The sequence below is a fragment of the Sphingobium sp. FW305-3-2-15-F-TSA7 genome (assembly GCF_058787155.1).
Genome location: NZ_JBYSZM010000048.1, coordinates 17,935 through 43,133, shown reverse-complemented (window position 1 = coordinate 43,133; position 25,199 = coordinate 17,935). Strand labels below are relative to the sequence as shown.

General features: G+C 64.6%; 16 protein-coding genes. 8 read left to right on the top strand and 8 right to left on the bottom strand.

What is annotated here, in order from left to right; all coding sequences use genetic code 11:
* Positions 1–91: 91 nt before the first annotated feature.
* The 3 genes from AC3WN8_RS27585 to AC3WN8_RS27575 are packed head-to-tail and all read right to left on the bottom strand — an operon-like array spanning position 92 to position 3,392.
* Positions 92–928, bottom strand: coding sequence for a DMT family transporter (locus tag AC3WN8_RS27585; protein WP_492672725.1), 837 nt, complete (start codon positions 926–928; stop codon positions 92–94).
* 53 nt (positions 929–981) lie between these two features.
* The gene (locus AC3WN8_RS27580) at positions 982–2,139 is read right to left on the bottom strand and encodes an acyl-CoA dehydrogenase family protein (protein ID WP_492672724.1); all 1,158 of its coding nucleotides are present in this window, start codon (positions 2,137–2,139) and stop codon (positions 982–984) included.
* A complete protein-coding gene (locus AC3WN8_RS27575) occupies positions 2,136–3,392 on the bottom strand; it encodes a CaiB/BaiF CoA transferase family protein (protein WP_492672723.1) in 1,257 nt (418 codons plus the stop codon). The genes AC3WN8_RS27580 and AC3WN8_RS27575 overlap by 4 nt, the downstream gene beginning before the upstream one ends.
* 224 nt (positions 3,393–3,616) lie before the next feature.
* On the opposite strand from AC3WN8_RS27575, the gene AC3WN8_RS27570 reads away from it, so the two are divergent.
* Together AC3WN8_RS27570 and AC3WN8_RS27565 are read left to right on the top strand one after the other, a co-directional pair.
* Positions 3,617–4,840, top strand: a complete 1,224-nt coding sequence (locus AC3WN8_RS27570) for a cytochrome P450 (RefSeq protein ID WP_492672722.1) — start codon at positions 3,617–3,619, stop codon at positions 4,838–4,840.
* Positions 4,837–5,040: a ferredoxin gene (locus tag AC3WN8_RS27565; RefSeq protein ID WP_492672721.1), complete on the top strand. Its 204-nt coding sequence runs from the start codon at positions 4,837–4,839 to the stop codon at positions 5,038–5,040. The genes AC3WN8_RS27570 and AC3WN8_RS27565 overlap by 4 nt, the downstream gene beginning before the upstream one ends.
* A gap of 55 nt (positions 5,041–5,095) precedes the next feature.
* On the opposite strand, the gene AC3WN8_RS27560 is transcribed toward AC3WN8_RS27565, so the two are convergent.
* Positions 5,096–6,607 carry a carboxylesterase/lipase family protein gene (locus tag AC3WN8_RS27560; protein ID WP_492672720.1) on the bottom strand — a complete coding sequence of 504 codons (1,512 nt, stop codon included), beginning with the start codon at positions 6,605–6,607 and terminating at the stop codon, positions 5,096–5,098.
* A 1-nt stretch (position 6,608) separates the two neighbouring features.
* A complete protein-coding gene (locus AC3WN8_RS27555) occupies positions 6,609–9,578 on the bottom strand; it encodes a TonB-dependent receptor plug domain-containing protein (protein WP_492672719.1) in 2,970 nt (989 codons plus the stop codon).
* Positions 9,579–9,786: 208 nt separating this feature from the next.
* Between AC3WN8_RS27555 and AC3WN8_RS27550 the strand changes: the two genes are divergently transcribed.
* Together AC3WN8_RS27550 and AC3WN8_RS27545 are read left to right on the top strand one after the other, a co-directional pair.
* A complete protein-coding gene (locus tag AC3WN8_RS27550) occupies positions 9,787–11,853 on the top strand; it encodes a PQQ-dependent dehydrogenase, methanol/ethanol family (RefSeq protein ID WP_492672718.1) in 2,067 nt (688 codons plus the stop codon).
* A gap of 76 nt (positions 11,854–11,929) precedes the next feature.
* Positions 11,930–14,323, top strand: a complete 2,394-nt coding sequence (locus AC3WN8_RS27545) for a CaiB/BaiF CoA-transferase family protein (protein WP_492672717.1) — start codon at positions 11,930–11,932, stop codon at positions 14,321–14,323.
* A gap of 3 nt (positions 14,324–14,326) precedes the next feature.
* Here the strand turns inward: AC3WN8_RS27545 and AC3WN8_RS27540 are convergent, their stop codons facing one another.
* From AC3WN8_RS27540 to AC3WN8_RS27530, 3 genes are all read right to left on the bottom strand, one after another.
* Positions 14,327–15,649 (bottom strand): APC family permease, encoded by a 1,323-nt coding sequence (locus AC3WN8_RS27540; protein ID WP_492672716.1) that lies wholly within the window; start codon positions 15,647–15,649, stop codon positions 14,327–14,329.
* 176 nt (positions 15,650–15,825) lie between these two features.
* Positions 15,826–17,421, bottom strand: a complete 1,596-nt coding sequence (locus tag AC3WN8_RS27535) for a class I adenylate-forming enzyme family protein (protein ID WP_492672715.1) — start codon at positions 17,419–17,421, stop codon at positions 15,826–15,828.
* Positions 17,422–17,424: 3 nt separating this feature from the next.
* Positions 17,425–19,428 carry a cellulase family glycosylhydrolase gene (locus AC3WN8_RS27530; protein WP_492672714.1) on the bottom strand — a complete coding sequence of 668 codons (2,004 nt, stop codon included), beginning with the start codon at positions 19,426–19,428 and terminating at the stop codon, positions 17,425–17,427.
* Between the two features lie 114 nt (positions 19,429–19,542).
* Here AC3WN8_RS27530 and AC3WN8_RS27525 point away from each other — a divergent pair, with 114 nt between their 5' ends.
* The 4 genes from AC3WN8_RS27525 (at position 19,543) to AC3WN8_RS27510 (ending at position 25,166) form a co-directional block, all read left to right on the top strand.
* Positions 19,543–20,922 carry an MFS transporter gene (locus AC3WN8_RS27525; RefSeq protein ID WP_492672713.1) on the top strand — a complete coding sequence of 460 codons (1,380 nt, stop codon included), beginning with the start codon at positions 19,543–19,545 and terminating at the stop codon, positions 20,920–20,922.
* 94 nt (positions 20,923–21,016) lie between these two features.
* Positions 21,017–23,299: a TonB-dependent receptor gene (locus tag AC3WN8_RS27520; protein WP_492672712.1), complete on the top strand. Its 2,283-nt coding sequence runs from the start codon at positions 21,017–21,019 to the stop codon at positions 23,297–23,299.
* 106 nt (positions 23,300–23,405) lie between these two features.
* The gene (locus AC3WN8_RS27515) at positions 23,406–24,194 is read left to right on the top strand and encodes a GntR family transcriptional regulator (protein ID WP_492672711.1); all 789 of its coding nucleotides are present in this window, start codon (positions 23,406–23,408) and stop codon (positions 24,192–24,194) included.
* Between the two features lie 9 nt (positions 24,195–24,203).
* Complete coding sequence (locus AC3WN8_RS27510; protein WP_492672710.1) at positions 24,204–25,166, top strand: Gfo/Idh/MocA family protein; 963 nt, start codon at positions 24,204–24,206, stop codon at positions 25,164–25,166.
* The last annotated feature ends 33 nt before the right edge of the window (positions 25,167–25,199 follow it).

Sequence of the window (25,199 nt, the reverse complement as noted above, 5' to 3'; positions counted from 1 at the left end):
CGCAACCATGCGCAAACTCATCATCATCGCTAACGCTAAGCTTCGTGATCAGCTCGCCAGCATCTGAGTTGATGACGATTGGAGGGCGAATTCAACCCGTCCGCCGGCCACCCAATGTCAGCAACGCCACCCCCGCCAAGGTGATCAACCCGCCAACCATCATCACCGCCGTGATCGGCGTGCCGAAATAGAGCGACGCGCCGGCCACGCCGACGACCGGTGAAAGCAGCAGCAGCGGCATCACCGACGAGATCGGATGACGCTGGAGCAGATGGGCGAGCAGCCCCTGGCCGATCAGTGTCGCGACCACGCAGCTGAAGCCTAGCCAGGCCAGCGGCACCAGCCCGATATCGGGCAATGCGGCGATCGCGTCGCGTTCGAATGTCAGCGCGAAGGGCGCGAGCACGATCGCCGCCATCAGCCCGTTCCAGGCCTGGATGTTCATGATCGATATGCCGCCGAGCTGGCGCTGGACCAATGTGCCCGATCCCCACAGGAACGAGGCGGCGGCCATCAGCGCCAGTCCTTTCAGTTCATGCGCCGCATGCGGATCGAACACCAGCATCACCACGCCGGCAAAGGCGATCGCGACGCCGGCCAGTCTCCGCGCCGACAGTCGTTCGCGCAGGATGACCGCGCCGAGCAGCAGCGAGAAGGGGACGCCGAGCTGCCCCGCGATCGCCAGCGCGCCGACATTGCTCGTCGCCATCAGCGAAAGGTTGAGTATCAGCAGGAACAGCCCGCCATTGAGCAGCCCATAAAGCGCCAGCCAGCCATTCTTGCCCGAAACCAGGCGAAAGTAGCGCGCGCACAACAGGAAGACGATCGCCATCCGCACCGCCACGGCAAGAAACGGCGCCGTCGCGTCGACGACGACTTTCATCGCGACCAGATTGAGGCCGAAGGCGATATTGACGATCAGCACCATGGCCAGGTCGGTCGGCCCGAGATGCGGGGCGACCGTGGCAGGCGGCGATCGGCTCAGAATGACTTGGGTAACCCCAGCACATGCGTCGCGACATGGCTGAGGATCAGATTGGTCGAGATCGGCGCGACCTGATAAAGCCTCGTCTCGCGGAATTTACGTTCGATGTCGTATTCCTCGGCAAAGCCGAAGCCGCCATGCGTCTGCACGCACATATCCGCCGCGAACCAGGACGCCTCCGACGCCAGCATCTTTGCCATATTGGCTTCGGTGCCGAAGGGGCGACCGTCTTCGCTCATCCTCCAGGCCCTTTCGACCATCGCCGCGGCGGCGCTGAGCTGGACATGCGCGCGCGCGATCGGGAATTGGACGCCCTGATTTTCGCCGATCGCCCGCCCGAACACCGATCGGTCGCGTGCATAGGCGCTGGCGCGGTCGATGAAGAAGCGTCCGTCGCCGATGCATTCGGCGGCGATCAGCACGCGCTCGGCATTCATGCCGTCGATGATGTAGCGGAATCCCTCGCCCTCGACGCCGATCAGATTCTCCGCCGGCACCGCGAGATCGTCGAAGAACAATTCGGTCGTTGCGTGGTTGAGCATCGTGCGGATCGGGCGGATGGTCAGGCCGTTGCCGATCGCGGCGCGCATATCGACCAGCAGCACGCTCAATCCCTGCGTACGCTTGGTGACCTGGTCGCGTGGCGTGGTGCGGACGAGCAGTACCATCAGGTCCGAATGCTCGGCGCGGCTGATCCAGATCTTCTGGCCGTTGACGATGTAGCGGTCGCCGTCGCGCCGCGCCGTGGTGGCGATCCGCGTCGTATCGGTGCCGCTGCCGGGCTCGGTGACGCCGAATGCCTGGAGCCTTACCTCGCCGGTGGCGATACGCGGCAGCCACTCAGCCTTCTGCTCCGCCGAGCCGTGATGGAGCAATGTGCCCATCGTATACATCTGCGCATGGCAGGCGCCGCCATTGCAGCCCGAGCGATGGATCTCCTCGAGGATCGCCGCCGCGGCACCCAGGCCGAGGCCCGATCCACCATAATCTTCTGGGATCAGCACGCTCAGCCAGCCGGCTTCGGTCAGCGCGCGGACGAAGTCGGTCGGATAGGCGCGCTCGCGATCGAGCGCGCGCCAATATTCACCGGGAAAGCCGGCGCACAGCTTGCGGACGGCTTCGCGGATCTCGGGATGGTCTTCGGGTTCGATCATGGGGCCTGCTTCGGCTTGCGCGGCGGCGTCACCTGCGCCGCGGCGATCTCATCGGCCGAAAGCCCGAGCGAGGAAAGCACTTCCTGCGTATGTTCGCCCAGCGCCGGAGCTGGAATTTCGACGCCGCTCCGCGCGCCGTCGACGATCGCGGGATAACGCAGATAGGTCATCGGCCCGGCGCCGGGATGCTCCGCTTCGAATAACATGCCGCGCGCCTTGTTGTGCGGATCCTCGGGCACCTGGTCGAGCGTGTTGGCGACCGCGATCGGGATATTGCTCGCCAGCGCCAGCGCGGTCCATTCGGACGAACTGCGTGTCTGGAAGATGTCGCGTAGCACCGGGCGCAGCCATTGCGCCTCGACGCCGTAATCGACGGGGATGTCGGTGCGGATCGCCTCTTTCAGCTCGGGGCGCTCCACCGCATCGCAGAAATTATACCAGAATTTCGGCTCGATCGCGCCGAACATCATGAAGCGGCCATCGCTTGCTTCGTAGAGCGAATAGAGCACCGAGCCCGCCGGCCAGCCCTCGTTCGCCACGCCGCGCGGCGCCATGCCGGTCAGGTCGGTGAGGCGGTCGTAATTGAGATTGGTGACGGTCGCCAGCCAGGAGGCCGCCAGATTGCAGTCCGACGTCGCGACGTCGATGAAGGCACCTTCGCCCGTCCGCTGGCGCCTGACCAAGGCGGCGAGCCCCGCCATGACGGCAAAGGGACCCCCGGCGCCGGGGCTGGCCTTGATCCCGCCGAACAGGTCGGTGCTCTCGGTCCGGTCGACAAAACCGTCCTCGTCCTTCGCCGCGGGCAGGCCGCCCGCGACCGCTGCCATCGAATAGCCATGCGCGCCGAGCCGCGTATAGGGGCCGGTCATGCCGAAACCGGTGCTTGCCATATAGATAATGTCGGGCTTCACCGCGCGTTGCGCTTCGTAACCGATACCCATCGCGTCGCACGCACCGCCGCGCAGCCCGTCGGCGAAGATGTCGGCGGTCTTGAGCAATTCGAAGAAAGCGTGCCGGCCCGCTTCGGTGTTGACGTTCAGTGTCACGCTTTTCTTGTTCTTGTTGACCTGAAGATGCGCGGGGCTGTGGTGCGGCGTGATCTGCCCGAGCATGTCGCGCAGATAATCGCCCTTCAGCGGCTCCTCGACCTTGATTACCTCGGCGCCGAGGTCGCTGAGCAGCATGCCCAGGTGATCGCCGTTGAGCAGGATCCCGAACTCGATGACGCGCACGCCTTTCAACAGATCGAACACCGGCATCCCTCCTTAGAGCGATTTATAGTTCGATGGGCTCATCGAACGACTCGAAAATCGCGCCAAACATGACTCTGGAGCATGCGATCCGCTTTCCGCGGATCACGGCATGCTCTTGACGGTCCAGCGATAGCAAAATTGCACTGTAATGCAATTTCTGTTTTCATTTTCGTCGCACTGCGATAGGCTGCGACCAACTTCAAAGCACCGCAGGAGAGCGATGCATGGTAAGCGCCGCAAATGAAATACCCGCGCATGTTCCGCCCGAAATGGTCGGCGACTTCAATCTGTTCACCTCGCCCGGCATGCCGCCGACGCGCGGCGGCGATCCGCAGGCTTCGATCAGCCATCTCCATCAGGGACCGCGCATCTTCTATTCGCCCAACAATACGCGGACGGGCAGGGGCACGTGGGTGATCACGCGCGCGGAGGACCAGCGCCGCGTGCTCCAGGATGCGGAAAGCTTCTCCAGCCATCGCGCGATTTTTGCCTCGGCGCTGGGCGAGGATTGGCCGATGATCCCGCTCGAGATCGATCCGCCGAGCCATGCCGCATACCGCACGATGCTCAACCCGCTCTTTTCGCCGCGCAAGGTGATGCAGATGGAGGCCGCGGTGCGCGAGCGCGCGGTCGCATTGATCGAGGCGGTGAAGGCGAAGGGCACCGATTGCGACGTCATGACCGATTTCGCCTTTCCCTTTGCGGTCAACATCTTCCTGCGCTTCATCGGGCTGCCCGACAGCCGGCTCGACGAATTCGTCGAATGGGCCAATGATCAGCTGCATGGCGACGATGTGAAGCGGCCCGCGGCGGCGCGCAAGATCGTCGCCTTTATCGACGAGCTGGCGGAACTGCGCCGGCGCGAGCCCGCCGACGATTTCATGACCTTCGTCGTCCAGGCCGAGGTGGAAGGCCGCAAGCTCACCGACCGCGAGGTGCGCGGCATCGGCGTGCTGATCCTGATCGCCGGACTGGACACGGTGGCGGCCGCGATCGGTTTCGATCTCAACTATCTCGCGACGCATCCCGAGGATCAGCGCGCGTTGCGCGACGATCCGTCGCGGATCGTGCTGGCGGTGGAGGAATTGCTGCGCGCCTATCCCACCGTCCAGCTCGTCCGCGTCGCGACGCGCGACATGGATCTCCATGGCGCGCCGATCCGCACGGGCGATTATATCTCGTGCCCGACGATGCTCGCCAATCGCGATCCGCGAGAGTTTCCCGACCCCGATACGATCGACCTGGAGCGCGAGGATAATCGCCATGTCGCCTTCGCTTACGGGCCGCATCGTTGCCTTGGATCGCATCTCGCCCGGCGTGAGATCGTGATCGGGCTGGAGGAATGGCTGGCGCGCATCCCCGATTTCCGGATCAAGCCCGGCACGGCGCCGCTCACATTCGGCGGCCATGTCTTCGGCATCGAGGAACTGGAGCTCGACTGGTCATGAGAAGCGCGCGATTGATCCGGGTCGTTCCCGGCAAATGCCAGGGCCATGCGCGCTGCGCGGCGATGGCCCCCGACATCTTCATCCTCGACGATGACGGCTATATCCTGCCGGGCGATATCGTGGTGGGAGAGGGCGACGCCGAACGCGCGTGGCGTGGCGCCAAATCGTGTCCGGAGCGGGCGCTGGAGATCGTCGAGTAGCGCTACGCCGACACCAATGTCATTCCGGCGAAAGCCAGAATGACATTGGTGTCGGTCAGTCGCGAACGATCCCCAGCGTCTCGCCAGTCTCCGCTTCCCATTTTGCGTACCATGGCGCGAGCTGACGCGCTCGAAATCCCGGCGCCATCGCCGTCTCCGACCCGATGAGCAGCGGGCTTACCGCACCGGCGGCCGACTGATCCCACACGGGCAGCCCCGGGCCATTCGGATCGCCGCTGCGCACATAGTTGAGCAGATAGCCACGCATCATCCTGCCCACCGCTGCATCGCGCGGTGCCGGATCCTGCAGCGTGCCGAACCAATAGCCGCGATCCTCGCAATGCGCGGCGCCCGGAACGGCGCCATGCCGGGCCTCGTTCACATAGTCGAAATGATAGGACCAGGCCGGCGCACCGGTCCTCACCGCCATCGCGGTCATGCCCATCGCGGCGGCGGTGAAGATGAAATCGGTCTGGACCTGGCGGAGCAGTTCCTTGGCATCGAGTGGGCCATAGGCCGGCGCGACCGCGGCCATGTCGATGCCGAAGCGCTGCGCCAGCACTGCCGCGTCGAAACCCATCAGGCCGAACACGCTGGCTTCGTTGCTGGTCGATCCGCTGATCAGCGGCACCCGGGTGATGTCTCCGCGTGCGAAAGCGATCGACAAGGGGCGCGGCAGCCATGTGCCGTCGACGACAGCGCCGAAATCGGGGGCACCGCTGTCGCCGGCCAGGATCTGCGATATGCTCAGCGCGCGTAACGCCGACAGCGAGGCCGCGTCCTTGCCGGTCGCGCCGACCCGGCCGGCAAAGGCCAGACCCTGCGCCTCGCCCTGTGCGAGCGTCCTGTTCGCGTTGAACAACCCGCCGGCCGAATGGGCGCTGGCGCGCGCGAACAGGCCGCGTGCTTCGGGCGACGCCATCAACGCGTTGATGCTCGATCCACCGGCTGAACAGCCGATGATGGTGACATTCTGTGGATCGCCGCCGAAGCGTGCCACATTCGCGCGTACCCATTTGAGTGCGGCGATCTGGTCCATCAGCCAGTAATTGGCCGTCGCCCCGGGCGCTTCCGCGGTGAGGGCCGGATGCGCGAAGAAGCCCAGCCGCCCGAGCCGGTAATTGGGAGAGACCAGCACCACGCCGTCCTTCACGATCCCGGGGATTCCGCGACCGAACGGCTCGCGGCCCGAACCGACGAAATAGGCGCCGCCATGGATGGCGACGAGAACGGGCAGCTTCTTCGCGGCCGGATCGGGCGTCGCGACATTGAGCGTCAGGCAGTCTTCGCTTTGCCGATTGGCCGCACCGTTCCTGGCGGGTTGCGGGCAGTCCGGTCCGAAGTCCGTGGCGTCGCGCACGCCGCGCCATGCAAGGACGGGGACGGGCGCTTTCCAGCGCCGTTCCTTTATGGGCGGTGCCGCATAGGGGATGCCCGAAAACAAGGCGGCCCCGTCACGCGCTGTACCGCGGACGAGGCCGAGAGTGGTGCGGGCGACCGGCTCGGCCGGCGCCGCACTCACGAGGAGAAGGTTGGCTGCGGCGAGCGCTGCAAGCCGCACGGTCACGTCAGAACTTGAAACGGACGCCCGCGGTATAGGCGCGGCCGACGAAATCATAGACCGCGATGTTGGTTGCGATGTTCACGCCCGGCACCGTGCCCGGAATAAGCGGTGGCTGCTTGTCGAACACATTGTTGACCGTGCCGAACATCTCCATGTTCCCGCCCATGCCGGGGATGGTGAAGCGCAGCGACAGGTCGGTGTAGAACACGGGCGAGACATGCGGATCGGTGAAGGCGATACGCGCCGCGCTGCCCGGAATGTCGAGCCGCATCTTGCCGATATATTGCTCGGTCACGGTCACGCCGAACGGCCCGTTGGTGTAGTCGACCGACAGATTGCCGCGCCAGCGCGGATAGCCCGCCGGATTGCTCGAAACCACGCTGACGCCCGCATAATGGGCGATCGGCGCGCCGGCATATTGCTGGCTGTCGAAGCGATCGAGATAATTGGCGTAGAGCCGGACCGAGAGCCGGCCATTGCCGAGATCGGTGCGATAGCTGGCGTCGATATCGAAGCCCGCGGTCTTCAGGAACGCGATATTGGCGGGCACGATCCGCACCAGCGACGGGAAGGTCGTGGGCGTCGCGCGATCGATGAGTGCGCATTCCGCGGCGCCCGATCCGCCGGCATTGAGGCAGTTGGTCAGGATCTGCTGCGCGGTGAGCGAGTCGATCAGATTCTGCACATCGATCTTGTAATAATCGACCGACAGCGAGAAGCCCGGCAGGAAGCGCGGCGAGAGCACCGCGCCCAGTGTCAGCGTCTTGGCGGTCTCCGGCTTCAGGTTCGGGTTGCCGCCCGTCACGCTGTTGACGTTGACATTCTGGCCGCTGCCATAGGTGCCGGCGGCGTTGCGCACGTCGTTGACGATGCCTATGCCGCTCTGCAGGCCGGCGAACAGCTCGAACAGATTGGGCGCCCGGATGTCGCGCGAATAGGTGCCGCGCAGCAGCAGATCGTCGATCGGTTTCCAGGTCGCGCCGACCTTCCAGGTCTTGACTGTGCCCGAGGTCGAATAGTCGGTGATGCGGGCGGCGCCGTTGATGCTGAGTTCGCGGAAAAAGGGCGTGTCCTTCAGGATCGGCACCGCCAGCTCGACATAGGCCTCCTTGACGTTGAGGCTGCCATTGGCCGAGCCGACATTGGTCAGCCAGTAATAAAGCGCGCCGCCGGGCACGCCGCGCAGGCCCGCGAAATAGTTGGATCGGATCGCGGCGGTTTCGGCCGGGGTCGCGCCGGCGAGCGTCGCCGGATCGGCATTGCTGGCAAGGTGCAACGACTGTTTGCGATATTCGGCGCCGATCGCGAAATCGACGGGGCCGGCGGGCAGCTCGAACAGGCTGCCGCTGAGATTGGCGGTGACCGAATCCTGCTTGATCGTCGCGCGATAGCTGGATGTGCCCGTCGCATAGGCATAGCCCGCAGGCGTCGAGGTGGACGGGTCGCCGTGCAGCACGTCGAGCGGCTGGCAGCCGGTATATTGCGACGCGACGGCCGGATCGAGCAGGACGCGGCAGGTCAGCTGGCCGTTTGTCGGATTCCGCACCACATCGGTCGCGGCATAGAGGCGCTTGTAGTTGTAGAGGCCCGAATTATCCATCGCGTGCTTGGACTGGCCATGAGTGTAGTTGACCGACCAGTTGAGGTTGCTCAGCTTGCCGTTGAGGCCGGCGGTCGCCAGCCAGTAATCGGTCTGCTCGCGCGAGATCGGCTGGGGCTGGCCCGCATCATATTGCCCCACGGTGATGAAGTCGGCCGCGGTCGGCAGCGAGGCATCGAGTGCGGCGGACAGATAGGGATTGCCCTTGTAGATGTTGACGCCCCCCGAGGGCGGAACCAGCGCATTGGTCTGGGTCGTGTATTTCAGGCTGGCGCGCGACCATCCGCCCTGGACATAGGCGGTGATGTCGGGCGTCAGATCATAGGCCAGGCGGCCAAAGGTCTGGATATTCTCGGCGGGTGTGATCGCATGGGTATGGCTCTGGATCTTGTAGCCGTCGCCGCCCGACTGGAAGCCCGTCGTGCCGACCGGGGATCCCGTGTTGAACGGGCGCGTGCTGCCGTCGGTGTTGATGACGCGGCCGATAAAGGGATTGCCGGTCACGCTCGACGCGGTGATGCGGCCATTGGCCGCCAGCGCGGAGATGCGGATGTCCGATCCGATCGTGTAGGGGTTCGCCGCCGTTCCGGGCGCGCCCAGCGCGGTCGAGGTCGAGCCGACGAAATTATAGCCCTGCCGGCCGTAAACCCGCTCTTCCTTGTACATGCCACCGGTGTTGAAATATTCGGCGTTGAGCAGGATATGGCCCTTGCCCTCCGCGAATTCGAAGCCGGCGGCCGCGCCGATGCGCTGGCTCTCATTGTCGCCGCGCTCCGACACGCCGGCCTGGACGACGCCCTTGATGCCCGTGAAATTCTTGTCGAGCACGAAATTGACGACACCGGCGACCGCGTCCGAACCCCATTGCGCGGATGCGCCGCCCGTGACCACGTCGACGCGTTGCATCAGCAGCTGCGGCAGGACGTCGGTGTTGATCGTGCCGGGATAGGCCGTCGGCGGCACGCGGATGCCGTCGAACAGGATCAGCGTGCGGAGCGGGCCCTTGGGATTGTTGCTGGGTGTTCCCAGGCCGCGCAGGTTCAGCACGTTGCCGTGGATCGGGATCGCCGAGAAATTATGGGCCGTGCGCGACGGACTCAGCGAGTTCTGGAACTGGGGCAGCTTGTTGAGTGCATCGGGGATGCTGGTCGGCGTCGTCTTCGACAGATCTTCGGTCGTGGCGACCGTCACCGGGGTCGGTGAGGTGTAGCCGTCGCGAACGATGCGCGTGCCGGTGACGACGATGTCGGTCGGTGCCGTCTCGTCGGCCGCCTGCTCGGCGGGCGCGGCGTCCTGTGCCGCGAGGGCGTTTGCCGGTGCACCGACAAGCAGTGCGATCGCGGTACCGGTAAGCAAGGTCCTGGTATGCTTCATGGCAACCTCCCCAAAATCGTAATTTTGCTCTTGAGTGCAATTTTAAGGGAAGAAGCCGCCCCCTGTCAATCCGCTCTTTGCGGCTGGATTTTCAGGCGATAATCTGTTCTCTCCTGTCTTTCGTGATATCGCCCACTCCGGGTAGATTCTGCACGAATGATTAGAATTAAGCAGCCATGACAACATCTTGGAGTTGAGGATGACGATGATGGGCAAAAGCCGAATCATGGCCTTCGCCATCCTGGCGCTGGCGTCCGGGGCGTTGAACGGTTGTCAGGCCACGGGCGGCGGCGCGATCGCGTCGAGCGCCGCGACTCCGGAGGATGGGGCGAACTGGATGCGTGTCGGGCGCACCGACAACGAGGATCATTTCAGCCCGCTGACCGAGATCAACGACGGCAATATCGGGGAGCTCGGCCTGGTCTGGTCGCATGATCTCGCCACCTTCAATTCCTTCACTGCGCCGCTCGCGGTCGATGGTGTTCTCTATTTCGCGACCGGCTACAGCGTTCTCCATGCGATGGATGCGGCGACCGGCAAACTGCTGTGGACCTATGATCCGGAGGCGTGGCAGACCGCCGGCCACAAGATGCGTGCCGGCTGGGGCATTCGCGGTATCGCCTATGACAATGGCAAGATCTTCGCGGGCACGATCGGCGGCCAGCTGATCGCGGTCGACGCGCGGACGGGCAAGCCGCTGTGGAGCGTGCAGACCCTCGACAAGGCGGATTCGGCCTATATCACCGGCGCGCCCTGGGTGTTCAGGGGCAAGGTGATGATCGGTTTCGGCGGCGCGGATTACGGGCCGGTGCGCGGCTATGTCACCGCATATGACCAGGCAACGGGCAAGCAGGTCTGGCGTTTCCACACCGTGCCGGGGGATCCTTCAAAGGGATTCGAGAACAAGGCAATGGAGATGGCCGCCAAGACCTGGACCGGCGAATGGTGGAAGTTCGGCGGCGGCGGCAATGTCTGGGGCGCCATGGCGTACGACCCCAAATTCAACCGCGTCTATCTTGGCACCGGCAATGGCTGGCCCTGGAACCAGAAGATCCGCAGCCCCGGCGGCGGCGACAATCTGTTCCTGTCGTCGATCGTCGCGCTCGACGCCGATACCGGCGAATATGTCTGGCACTATCAGGTGAACCCGGGGAACAGCTGGGACTTCAACAATGCGATGGATATCGAACTCGCCGATCTGGAGATCGACGGGAAGATGCGTTCGGTGCTGCTGCATGCGCCCAAGAACGGCTTTTTCTACGTGATCGACCGGGCGACCGGAAAGCTGCTCTCCGCCGAGAAATTCGCCAAGGTCAACTGGGCCGACCGCATCGACCTGCAGACCGGCCGTCCGGTCGAGAATCCGGAGGCGCGCTATCCGGGCGGCAAGCCCTTCCTGATGTATCCCTGGCCGCTCGGCGCGCATGGCGTGCAGGCGATGTCGTTCAGCCCGAAGACCGGGCTGGTCTATCTGCCCGCGACCGATGCTGGCCGTGTCTTCGTCGATCCCGTCGGCGACCTGTCCAAATGGCAGTACAAACCCGGCATGTTCGTCAATACCGGGCTGGGTGCGCCGCCGCCGGGGATCACGTCGCCGCCACCCGAAAGCAAGCTGATCGCCTGGGATCCCGTCGCGCAAAAGGCGCGGTGGAGCGTGCCGCAGAACGGCGCCTTCAACGGGGGCACGATGGCGACGGCGGGCAATCTGGTGTTCCAGGGGCTCAATACCGGCCATCTCGTCGCCTATGCCGCCGATACCGGGCGCAAGGTCTGGGAATTCGACGCCCAGAACGGTATTCTCGGCCACCCGATCACCTATAGCGTGCGCGGCCGTCAATATATCACGGTGATCACCGGCTGGCGCAGCAGCTTCGCGGGCAAGCCCAACTGGAATTACGAGACCCAGCAGCGCCGCGTGCTCACTTTCGCGATCGGGGGCAAGGCCGTGTTGCCGCCTTTCCAGCCCGAGGAAATGCCGGTCCAGGACGATCCCGATTTCAAGATCGATCCCGAACTGGCCAAGGTCGGCGCCGGCATCTTCAACACCAGCTGCGTGATCTGTCACGGCGCTGGCATGGTCGGCGGCGGGGCTGCGCCCGATCTGCGCAAGGCGGCGACGCCTTTGGACTTCGACTCGTTCAACGCGGTCGTCCGTGGCGGTGCCTTGCGCGCGAACGGTATGCCGCAATTCGACAATCTCAGCGAGCGCGAGGCGCAGGGGGTGCAGCATTATATCCGGCAACGGGCACGGGAGTCGCTGTCACCGGCGAAGTGATGGACAAGGGCCGGCATTCACAAATATTGCACTACAGTGCTAAATTGGGTAGCGTGCGGGAAATAGGAGAGACGATATGCCGGGCCCGCTCGAGACTCTGACCGTGATCGAGGCATCGCAGGTGATGCCGGGCGCGATCGCCGGCATGCTGCTGGCCGATCATGGCGCGGACGTGATCAAGGTCGAACCGGTGGGCGGCGCCTATTTTGCGAACGACCTGACGCGAAAATCATGGGATCGCGGCAAGCGCAGCGTCGAGATCGATCTGGAGAATGAGACAGGCCGCGACATGCTGCGGCAACTGGCGACAAGTGCGGACATATTGATCCTCTCGCTCGAGCCTGCAGAGGCGAAGCGGCTGGGGCTCGACCGCGAGACGCTGGCGAAGATCAATCCCGGCCTGATCGTCTGCCTGCTCACCGCTTATGGTGAGGACACGCCCTTTGCCGGCCGGCCCTATGGCGAGTCGCTTGCCGCGGCACTGCTCGGCACGATGATCGACAAGCGCAGCTCGTTTCGCGACGGGCCGGTCTATCTCGGTTATCCGGCGCTGCATTACGGTCAGGCGTTCCTCGCGGTCATCGACATATTGGCTGCGCTGCGTGCCGAGCGCGAGACCGGTATCGGCCAGGAAGTCGAAGCATCGCTGATGGATGCGATGCTTGCCCAGTCGCCGATGAACAATTGGTGGCAGGAAGACGGCATCTCCTACATCAAGAAGGGAGACAGCGGCGCCGTCGACCGGTTCGGCAGCGTCCGGCTTACCACCGGCATGTTCGAATGCGGCGACGGGCTGTTCCTCCAGATGCATACCGGGGGTCCCGGCGGCTTCAAGCGCGCGATGGACGTGCTCGGTTTCGGCGACAGGATCCAGGCGATCAAGGGCGCCGAAATGGCGGTGCCGCTGAGCGAGGACGAATATCAGGCCGCGCGTGTCGATATCTTCGAGGCGTTCAAGGCCCGCCCGCGCGACGAGTGGATCCGCCTGTTCCATGAAACCGACGTCGCGGCGCTGCCCGTGCTCGAACCAGCAGAGATATTGCTTGACGATCAGGTCGAATTCGTCGGCCAGCGCATCGCGCTGTCCGATCCCGATTTCGGCACCATCTATCAGGCGGGCCCCGTTCATCGTTTTGCAAAGGCGGCCCCGGCGATGCCGACGCCGGCGCCGCGCATCGGCGAACATAATCGCGAACTCGACGCGTTGCTGACGCGGCAAAGGCGGGCGCCGGGCGGCGGCGGCCGCAGTCTGGAATATCCGCTCGAAGGCGTCAGGATCGTCGATTTCAGCTCCTTCTTCGCGGTCGGCTATGGCGGTCGGTTGCTGGCCGATCTCGGCGCCGACGTCGTCAAGATCGAGACACCCGATGGCGACCAGATGCGTCCGCTGCCCGACGTGTTCGGCGCGGCGCAACGCGGCAAGCGCGACATCGTTCTCGACCTCAAGCGCGCGGAAGGGCTGGAGGCCGCACGCAAGCTCGTCGCCACCGCGGACGTGATGCTGCACAATCTTCGCCCCGGAAAGGCCGACAAGCTCGGCATCGGCTATGAAGCGATGGCGGCGCTCAATCCGGGGCTGCTCTACGGCTATCTGCCCGGCTATGGTTCGAAGGGACCAAAGGCGATGCTCAAGGCGTTCGCGCCCTTGCTCAGCGGCTGGACCGGCCTGCTGCGCGAGGGCGGCGGGGCGGGCAATCCGCCGACGCGCTCGGTGTTCGGCAATGAGGATTACAATAACGGCTTTCTCGGCGCGATCGGCGTGCTGATGGCGCTGGAGAGCCGGCGGAACAGCGGGACGGGCGATTATTTCGAATGTCCGCAACTCCATTCGAGCCTGTTCACCACCGCCGAGCATTTCCTCGATGCCGATCGTCAGGTCGTTTATGGCCTCAGGCTCGACAAGGATCAGATGGGCTTCAACGCGCTCGACCGGCTTTATCGGACGCGCGACGGCTTTGTCTGCATCTCGTGCCGCGACGACCGCCGCTTCGCCGCGCTGGCACAGGCGATCGGGCAGCCGGGGCTGGTGACCGATCCATCCTTCGCCACCGTCCGCGATCGTGACGCGGGCGATGTCCTGCTGGCCGGCATGATCGCTCCATTCTTCGCGGCACGCACCTCCGAAGAGGCCAAGGCCGAGCTCGACGCGGCCGGAGCGCCCGCCGAGATCGCGCGCGAAACCTCATGGATCGATCAGGTGCTGTGGGAGGATTGGGCGCTCGAGACCGGCCGCGTCGTCGAGGAGCATGACTCGATGTATGGCCATATCCGCGAAATCGGCATGCTCACCCGACTGAAGGGCACGCCCGGCATCCGGCGCGGCTCCGCACCGCGGTTGGGCGAACATACCCGCGAACTGCTGGCCGAGATCGGTTATTCTGAGGCGCAGGTGGCCGAGATGCTGGCTGCGCGCATCGCCATTTCAGCCGATGCCAAGGGCCGCATCGACAGTCGGGTCTCCGCGGCCTGATCGTCACGCGGGCTGCTGCCGATCGCGCCAGTGGAACCAGGCGCGCGCGGCGATCCAGCCGACGGCGACGATCATCAGGCCATAGCGTGCCGATGGCGGTCCGGTGAACAGGGCCGAGATCATCACGAGCAGCGCGCCGGCCGCAAACAGCGTGGCCGCGATCTTCACGCCGATACCGAAGCGTTGTCCCCCGCCGGCTGGAGCCAGGCGGAAGACCGCGAGCCCAGCGAGCCCGTAGAAGAGCCAGCTCGTCACCACCACATAGCCGAGCAGCGCGTCGAACGAGCCGAGCGCCGTCAGGATCGCGGCGATGATCGCGCAGAGGAGAACGGCAGGCAGCGGCACGCGCGTCCGCGCGGATAGCCCGGCCAGCGCATGAGGCAGAAATCCGTCGACGGCCATGGCATAGACAAGGCGCGATCCGCTCAGCAGCGTGGCATGCGCTGCGCTCACGATCGCGACAAGCACGATCACGCTGATGGTGTTGGCGATCAGATTGAGGTCCGCCGTCCTCAGCGCGGCTTCGATCACGTTGGGCGCCGATGCGAGTTCGGCGGGCGGCAGCCACAGGCTGACCGCAAGCGTGACCAGCATATAGGTGACCCCCAGGACCACGACGCCGGCGACCAGGCCGAACCGGATGGTGCGTCCCGGATCGGCGACTTCGCCGGAATTGTAGGTGACATATTGCCAGCCCTCGAAGGCCCAGAGCACGGCGATCAGCGCGACCGAGATGTTGACGGTGGTGGGCGCCTGCAATGCGCCGCCGGCATTGGCGTGCATCGGCAGCGGCAGCACCAGCAGCAGGATGGCGATCGCGATCAGCGGCAGCAGCTTGAACAATGCCGTCCAGTTCTGGACGTCGCCCGATCGCCGGATCGATGCGCAATTGGCCAGGCCTATGGCGAGCACGACGAGCAGGCCGATCGCGGTCGGCCCGATCGGCAGCACGAAAAGTCGGGAGACGATGCGGGCAAAGGCGGTCGCCAATGTCGCGATCGCGCCTGAAATCCCGACGAACAGCATCATCCAGCCGAACAGGAAGCCGGCGGTCCGCCCGAAGGCGTCGCGGATATAGATATAGACGCCGCCCGCTTCCGGCCGGGATTCCGCGAGCCGCGCATAGGTGAGCGCGCCGCACAGGGCCAGGGCGGCGCCGATCGCCCAGATGAGGAGCGCCAGCCCCACACTCATGCCCGACGCGGTCACGACCGTGCCGGGAACCAGGAAGATGCCGGAGCCGATGACGTTTCCGACCGTCAGCATGGCGACGTCGCGCCGCCCCAGCGCGCGGCGCAGGACGGGCTCGGTGGCCGGCGCGGTCATCGACATGCCAGGGACAGGCGCGTGTTGTCGGAATCTGCCTCGACGCGATCGGCCATATCCACCTCGCTTCCGATATCCGGCGGATGCACGCCCGATGTGATATTTCTAACCTGATCGCAGACTATGGAAATAATAGGGCAGCCACAAGCACGCCGTCATCCCGGCCTTGCGTGTCGTCACATGGTCGTTCCGTCGTTCCGGTGCATCCGGTGCCGGTGCCCGTCATGGTCGAGTGCGAGGTCGCGCAATTCGCGTTTGAGCACCTTGCCGATCTCGCTGCGCGGCAGTGCGTCGATCTCGACGATGTCGCTGATCCGCTGGGTCTTGCCGACGCGCTGGTTGAGCCAGCTGCGGATCTCCGTCGTCGGCGTCCGATCCCCGGCGCGGCGGACGATGAAGGCGACCGGCGTCTCGCCCCATTCGCTCGACGGCATGCCGACCACCGCGACATCCTCGACCGCGGGATGGTCGCGCATCACTGCCTCGATGTCGGACGGATAGACGTTGAAGCCGCCCGAGATCACCACATCCTTGCGGCGATCGAGCAGGGTGAGGAAGCCGTCCTCGTCGAAGCGGCCGATATCGCCGGTGCGGATATAGCGGCGGCCCTGCTCGTCGAACCATTCGGCGTCGCGCGTCTGCGTCGGTCGATTGTGATAATGCTTCATCATCAGCGGCGAATGGCCGACGATCTCGCCGACGCTGCCCGGCGGAAGCGGGCGGCCATCCTCATCGATCACGCGCATGACATGCCCTTCGACCGGCACGCCGACCGTGTCGAGCTTGTCCGGATGGAGATGCGCGGCAAGCGTCGCGGTGCCGCCGCCTTCGGTCATGCCGTAGATCTCGATCAGCCCGCCCGGCCAGCGCCGAAGGATCTCCGCCTTCAGCTCGGCCGCAAAGGGTGCGCTGGTGCAGGTCTTCATGCGGAACGCCGACAGGTCGAAACGGTCGAATTCCGGATCGTTCATCAGCCGCCGATACTGGACGGGCACGAGCATGGCATGGGTGACGCGGTGGCGCTCGGCAAGTTCCAGGAAGCGCCGCGCGTCGAACTTCTCCATCAGCACCAGCGTGCCGCCATTGGCGAGCGTGGGCACCACGCTGACCAATGTCGTGTTCGAGCAGAGCGGGGTCGAGATGATTGCGATCGCTTCGGCGGTATAACCGGCCATCCGCCCGCGCAGCACATGCTGCCAGCGCATGCCATGATCCTGCACGATACCTTTGGGGCTGCCGGTCGTGCCCGAAGAATAGATGATGTTGAATATGTCGTCCGGCGCCAGCGGTACGGGTATCGGCACCGCACCTTCAGCGGGCAGCCAGGCGGAGAGCGGCGTGCCGACCGGCGTATCCTCGTCGAGCGCTATGACCGTCGCGTCGGACAGGGCATCGGCGAAGCGCGCGCCTGTCGTCGTATCGACGAACGCCAGTTTCGCACCGCTGTCCGCGATCACCGCGGCCAGCGCGTCGGGGCTCGACGAGGCGGCGATCGGCGCCACGACGGCGCCGGCGCGCAGTATCGCGAGGAACAGCGCGACATGATCGATCGAGGTTGCCGCGACGATCGCGACGACGTCGCCTTTGCCGATGCCGTCGCGCTGCAAGCCGGCGGCGATCCGGTCGATACGCGCGTCGAGTGCGCGATAGTCGAGCTGGGCCTTGCCATGGACCAGCGCGACATGCGCGCCGGCGCTCTGTGCATGAAGTCGGACGAGATCGGGCAGGGTGGCGAAGCTGTCGAACTGCATGGCGATCGGTTCCGCGTGCATGTGTCAGCCGGCGGGCTGCGGCTCGATGACGATCTCGATCCGGCCCGGCCGCGCCGCATCGATCTGCACGAACTGGTCCGATACGACGATGCCAGCCCTATCGTCGCCGATGGCGCGCGTCGAGAAGCCTTGGGGATATCGGCTGCGCGGCACATAGATCCGCGTCGGCGCGGTGATCGCGGGATCGGCGTCGAACTGGAGCGTGAAGCGGCGCGATGCGCGGTCGAAATGCATCCGTGCGATCCGGCCCTGGACGGCATGGGCAAAGGGGCGGCAGAAGCCCGCGATCGCACGGCCGCCGGAATCGGGATCGGCGGGATCCTCCTGCTGGTCGAGCGAGAAGATCGACAGATCCTCTTGGTTCCAATTGTCGCCGATCCGCAGATCGTTGCGGTTCGACGCGGTGTAGTTCCATTGCGTGGCATGAAGCTGCAGCGCGTCGAGCGCGTCGTACATCAGCCCGAGCAGCAGGATATGCTTGTGCCAGATCGCCGCATCGCGCTCCCCGCGCGCCCAGGCCTCATAGGCTTCGCCTTCGTCGAGGTCGTAGGGAATGCCGAACTCGCCGATGAGTGAGGGCGCGCCTTGCGGCGAGAAACGCGCGGCAGGGGCGGCCTTGTGCTTCATCTGGTCGATGAAGCGGGCGAGCACCTGTTCTTCGCCAACCGCGCGCGCGCCGGTCACGAAATCGAACGAATTCTGCGGGTCGAAGCTCTTCAGATACAGCGTCGAGGCATCGTACCAATGGCTGGCATTGACGGTTCGTTCGGGCATATCGACGGGGAAGGGCCGGCCCGCCGCCGCGCCCATCGCGTCGAGTTCGGCAAAAACCAGCCAGTCCGGATTATGCGCACGCACCGTCCGCGCGACCTGGTGGAAGAGCGGGCCGAAACCGTCCTCCGAAATGGTGATGCGCCGGCCGTCGCGTGTACGGAAGAATTCCTCGTCGCGTGCGACGGCCACCCCATTCTCGACCCCATAGGCGCCTGCCGCCTCGAACGGGCAGGCGACACCGTCGCGCCAGATCGAGATGCCTTGCGGGTTGACCACGGCGAAGCCCGCGGGTTCCGCGATGCTGGTCTGGGCATTGCGCCTGAGGATCGGCACTTCGACCGGCAAACCGCGCGCCGCCGCCAGGCCATCGAGCGCCGACATCGCCTTGCCCGGCCGTGCGCGCGTCGTGTTTTCCGCGCTCGGCGCGACATGCCGGTAGCTCAGCCCCTCGCCGATCCAGCCGGTGCCGGGTTCGTTGAGCGTGTCGAAACCCAGGACATGCGGCATGTCGCGCAGGCGCGCCGCGACCGCATCCATCGATCCGAGATAATGGCGCTGCAGATAATCCTGGATATTCTCGCCATCGACGCGGTGGTCGGGCGTCAGCAGGCGGCCACCCCAGAACAAAGTCCACATGATCGCATTGGCGGGCAGCCGGTAATTGCCGCCCCAACTCATCTGGGGGTAATCGGACTGACGCCCGGTCTCGCTCGCATAGTCATAGACATGCTGCATCACATGGGCGGCGCCCGCCGCATGGAAGCGGGTGAAGTCGAGCCCGGCCGCTTCGAAGGTCCAGCCCGGCGCGCCGTCGCCGCCCGACATGCGGCTCCATACGTCCTGATGGAAATCGACGAAAAGATTGAGGCCGTGATGCGCCGCGCGCGTGCAGATTTCGGTGAAATAGTCGAGATAGGCCTGATCGTGCAGACCCGGCCCGGCATGTTCGACGGCTTCCCAGGTGGTCAGCAGGCGCAGGCAGTTGAAGCCCCAATGCGCGAGCCGGCCGAGATGCGCGTCGGCCTCCGCGATCGGAAACGGGCGCCCGACGAACGAGACGGTACGATGATCCGCGAAATCACCAGGGTGCTGCGTGCCGCCATCGGGCCATGGCACCTTGCAGTCGCCGCCCAGATTGACGCCGCGCAACATGACCTGTCGGCCGTCGGCATCGACCAGGCGGGGGCCTTCGATGCGGATTGTCGGAAGATGCGGGTTGCGGCCGGCGCGCATATGTTCAACCTTGCTCAAATTGATCGATGACCATAAAAATGGATCGAAAACACATCGTCAAGGCAAATTTATATCGAAAATAAGCATCAAGGCGATGCAGGTGAGGAGAGTGGCGTGTTCAAGAGCGAGCAGGGCGCCCCGCGCCTCAGCATGAAGCGCAAGGCGGGGTTCGCGATCGGCGACTATGCCTGCAACCTCTACTGGCAGAGCATCTCGCTGTTCCTGATGTATTATTATACCGATGTCGTCGGCCTGCCGGCGACGACGGCGGGCGTCATCTATATGATCGCATCGATCTTCGACGGTGCGATCGATCCGGTGATGGGCGCGGTGGCGGATCGCACGCGCACGCGCTGGGGGCGCTATCGACCCTGGATCCTGATCGGCGCGATCCCGCTCGGCTTCTCCTTCGCCGCGCTTTACTGGAAACCCGGTCTCGACGGGCTCGGTCTGATCGGCGTGGTGCTCGCCACCCACCTTATCTTCCGCATCGCCTACACCGCCGTCTCGATCCCCTATTCGTCGCTGACCGCGCGGATCACGACCAGTTCGGACGAACGCAACGGGCTTGCCGGCTTCCGCATGTTCTTCGCGACGCTGGCGGGCCTCACCATATCCTTTCTCACCCAGCCGATGGTCGCGACCTTCGGCGGCGGCGATCAGGCGCGGGGCTTTTTCTATGCCGCCTGCACGATCGCGCTCGTCTCCACCTCGATCCTGCCGCTCGTCTTCCTCGCGACGCGCGAGCCGGTGTTGCCGTCCGACGATCAGCCGATGCCGGGCATGCGCGATTATTGGCGTTCGATCCGCGTAAACCGCGCTTTCTGGCTGGTGATGGTCGCGATCACATCCGCCGCTTTGTGCAGCACGGTGATCGGCAAGTCGGTGCTCTATTATTTCAAATATTTCGTCCATGACGAGGGCAGCGCGCGTTATGCACTCTCGATCAAGTCCGCCGCCGGGCTGCTGATCATTCCGAGCTGGGTCTATGTGACCAAAGTGACGGGAAAGCGCGGCGCATGGTTCACCGCCACCGGATGGGCGCTGGTCGGTCTCGCGATCTTCGCTCTGCTCGATATCCGCGACGTCGTCGGTGCGTCGTTGATGTTCCTGTTCCTCCATGTCGCCATATTGGGCCTCAACATGACCTATTGGTCGATGCTGCCGGACACCGTCGAATATGGCGAATGGCGCTCGGGCGTCCGTGCCGAATCCTTCATCTTCGGCTTCGGCATCTTCTTCCAGAAAGTCGCGCTCGGCGTCGCGGCGGGATTGCTCGGCGTCACGCTCGATCTGGTCGGCTATGTGCCCAATGTCGCGCAAACCCCAGAAACATTGGCTGGCATCAAGCTGATCATCACCGTCTTTCCGACGATCGGCCTGGTCATCGCCGCTATCGCCATGTGGCTCCACCCGCTGCGGCGTGGCGAGCATGAGCGGATTTCGCGCGAGCTGGCCGAACGTCGGCTGGCGGTCGTTCATGCCGGCGATTGAGGGCGGTTTGCGATCGAGCAATTGACATTCGTCAATATTCGGTCGAAATTCATCTTAATAACGATATACGAATCGAATATCAGGGAGGGGTGGGATGATCGGCACCTGGATTCTGTCGTCGGAATTTGCGCGTCTTCGTCGCGGCTTGCTGTGTGGAACGGTATCCGGGCTTGCCCTGATCGCGGCCCCGGCATTCGCGGCGGGCCAGGCCGAAAGCGCCGCGCCCCAGGCGGCCGAGACCGCGTCCGAACCCGGCGATATCGTCGTCACCGCGCAGAAGCGGGCCGAACGCTTGCAGGACGTGCCGATTTCGATTGCCGTCGTGGGCGGTGAGACGCTCTCGGCGCTCAACCTCAACGAAGCGACCGACCTTCAATATATCGTGCCGGGCGTGCAGGTGCTCAACGCCGCCGGCCCACGCAGCTTCGGCTTCTATATCCGCGGCATCGGCACCACATCCTTCTCCTCGGAATCGGTCGAGGGCAGCGTCGCTTATGTGATGGACGGCGTCGTGCTTGGTCAGTCGGGCGCGTCGCTTGCCGATCTTCCCGATATCGAGCGGATCGAGGTGCTGCGCGGCCCGCAGGGCACCCTGTTCGGCAAGAATGCGTCGGCGGGTGTGATCAACGTCGTCACGCGCCGCCCCTCCGATCATTGGGAAGGCAAGGTGACGGGCAGCTGGGCCTGGCCGCTCAACGAGCGCAAATTCTCCGGGCTCGTCACCGGCCCGATCAGCGACGATGTCCGTGTCCTGTTCTCGGCGCGCCTCAACAAGCGTGACGGCAATGTCGAGAATGTGTTCGACGGGCGCCGGCTCAACAATCGCAACGATTACGGTTTCCGCGGCAAGATCGAAGCGACGCCGGGCAGCAATTTCACCTCGACATTGATCGGCGACTGGTGGCGACGGCGTTCCGATTGCTGCATCTGGACTTTGCGCTCGGTGACGGTGCCGCCCAATGCGATCGAGGCGAGCCAGATCGCGGCCGGCATCGTGCCGTCGCCGACCAACGAGAAGCAGAACGTGAACGGTCTGGTCCGCTCGGATATCGACAGCTGGGGCGTCTCGCTCGACAATGAGTATGAGACCGACAGCGGCTATGCGATCAGCTCGATCACGGCCTTCCGTTCGTGGCACACGATCGACGGGCTCGATACCGACAGCTCGCCCACCAATATCTACGACGTCAATTACGCCGATTTCGACCAGCGGCAATTTTCGCAGGAATTGCGGCTGACATCACCCAAGGGCGGGTTGATCGACTATGTCGCGGGCGTCTTCTATTTCCACAGCGCCGTGACCTCGGTGTCGTACCAGGACAACAAGTCGAGCGCCGCCGCCTATGCCGGCCGTGTCGTCACCAACAATGCGACGACCGACAATTATGCGGTGTTCGGCCAGGCGAATATCAACGTCGCGAAGAATTTCCGGCTGATCGCGGGCGCGCGCTGGCTCAGCGAGACCGCGACCGCGAACAAGCTGCGGCTCGACACGCGCAGCAGCGCCACCCAGTTCGCGCAGGCGAAGAAAACCGATACCGGCTTTGTCTGGCGGCTCGGTGCGCAATATGACCTGAGCGAGGACGCCAATGTCTTCGCGACGGTCACGCGCGGCTTCAAGGCGGGCGGTTACGATACCGGCATCGGCTTTCCCGAACTGCGCAATGTCGATCCCGAACGGCCGACCAATTGGGAACTCGGTGTCCGTACGAGTTGGCCCGATGCGGGGCTGACGGTCAATCTCACCGCCTTCCACCTGACCGTCGACAATTATCAGATTTCGGCGCGCGCGCCGGGGCCGACCTCGATCTATTATCTGATCAACGCGGCCAAGCTCGAATCGAACGGCGTCGAAGGCGACATCAGCTGGCGGCCGCGCGGTGATGTCGATTTCACGCTCAGCGCCAGCGCATCCTATATGGATGCCACCTTCAAGAGCTTCCCCAACGCGCAATGCTATCCGGGGCAAACCGCCGCGCAGGGCTGTGTCGGCGGGCAGCAGGATATTTCGGGCACGGTACTGCCGCATGCCCCCAAATTCTCCGCCAACCTCCAGGCCAGCTATGTCGATGCGCTGGGCGGCGGACCGGTCAAGCTGCAGCTCAATGCCAATATGAACTATCGCTCGGCCACCGCTCAGGGCTTCCCGGTCTTCGATCCGCTGATCCAGCCGCGCTACGCATTGGTCAACGCATCGATCGCGATCGCGAGCAGCGACGATTTCTGGCAAGTCCAGCTCTTCGGGCGGAACCTGACCGACAAGAATTTCGCGACCACGATCGGCGGCACCGTGCTTGGCAGCGCGGGCAATACGCAGCAATATCCGCTGTACGAGGCGAGGCGGGTGATCGGCCTGGGTTTCTCGCTTAACTTCTAAGGATTCGATCGAATCGAGGAAATCGACGGCGATTTCGCAAGAGACTGTTCATCCTGCCCCGGCGGTGCTTAAGGTGACACATTATCCGTCAACCGAAAGAGCTGCCGTGGCACGTCTGGTTTCCGTTGCAACCTTCAAGGATCCTCGCCTTCAGGCCGGAATCGATGTCCGCACCAATCCCACCCAGGCGGCGGCGCACTGGTTGCGGCGCGACATCGTGCGCGGCGTGTTCGAGCCGCTCGAACGGCTGAAGGTCGAGCAGCTCACCAAATTCTACAATGTCGGCCACAGTCCGGTGCGCGAGGCGATCCTGCTGGTTTCGGCGAGCGGGCTGGTCGTGCACGAGCACCAGAAGGGGTATCGCGTCGCCGGCATATCATCGACCGACTATGCCGATCTGATCGACATCTATCAGCGCACCTATCATCTGGCGCTGACGATGGCGGTGGAGCGTGGTGACGAGGATTGGGAGGAGCGCGTCGTGCTGGCGCTGCATCGCTCGATGAAGATCCGCAAGGTGATGACCGATGCTGAGCCCGAAGATCGCGAGCTGTGGCAATATGCGTACAAGAATCTGCACAATGAGATCCTGTCCGGCTGCGGATCGCCGTTGCTGATCGGCATCGTCGGCGACCTGGGCGATCGCGCCGAGCGCTACGTCAATCTCTGCGCCGACATGGCGACCGATCGCGAGCGCGACAGCCATGCCGAGCATCGCGTGATCGTCGACGCGATCGTCGCCGGCGATGTCGATCACCTCAATGCGTTGCTCGACCGTTTCTTCGAGACGGGCGAACCCATGCGCGTATCGATCCGTGCCTCGCTGGCGGCGCTTGAGAACAAGCCGCGCCGGCGCCGGGCCGCATCGGCTGGTGCGCAGTCCGCGGCGGCATAGGGGCGGACGATGGAGCGGTTGCGCATCGGCCTGTTGGGCGCCGCGCGTATCGCCAAGGCGGGCATAGTCGATCCGGTCGCGGCGGAGCCGCGCGCGGTGCTGGCCGCGATCGCCGCGCGCGATCCCGGCAGGGCGGCGGACTTCGCACGCGAACATGGTGTCGGGATCGTCGCGGCCGATTATGCGGCTCTGGTCTCCCATCCCGAGATCGATCTGGTCTATGTCGCGACGCCGCCCGCGCATCACGCCGAATGGGCGGCGCGCGCGATCGCGCACGGCAAGCATGTGCTCGTCGAAAAGCCGTTCGGACTTGATGCGCACGAGGCTGAGCACGTGCTCGCGCTGGCGCGGCAATATGGCGTTCGCGTGTTCGAGGCGATGCATTCGCCGCATCATCCGCTGTTCCGCAAGGTCGCGGCGATCGTCGCGGGTGGGGCGCTCGGCCCGATCCGGCGCGTCGTCGCGCGGTTCGACGTTCCGCTGCCGCGTACGCCGGGCGAATTCCGCTGGGATGCCGCGCAGGGCGGCGGCTCGCTGATGGATCTCGGCGTCTATCCGCTCGCCTTTTGTCGCAGGTTGCTGGGCGAGGCGTTCGAGATCGAGTCCGTGACCGCCGATCTGGTCGACGGTGTCGATGCCGATGTTTCGGCAAGATTGCGTTTCGACCGGGATGTGGTCGCCGAGATTTCGAGTTCGTTCACCAAGCCTGTCGTGATGGAATTGTCCGTCGAGGGCGATCGCGGGACCTTGCTTGCCGACGGGATCGTGGTTCCCCATCGCGGCAATCGGCTCGAGACGCGGATCGACGGCGTGGTCGAGGTGGAGGAAGTGCCCGGACCGAGCAGCTGGACCGCGCAGTTGCACGCGATCTGCGACACCTTGCTCGATGGCCGGCCATTCCTGTTGCCGGAGGATGATTTTGTCCATTCGATGCGGGCGATCGACCGGATCCGTAATGCCGGCGGGTGGTGAATCCCTCGGCCGTCATTGCGAGCGAAGCGAAGC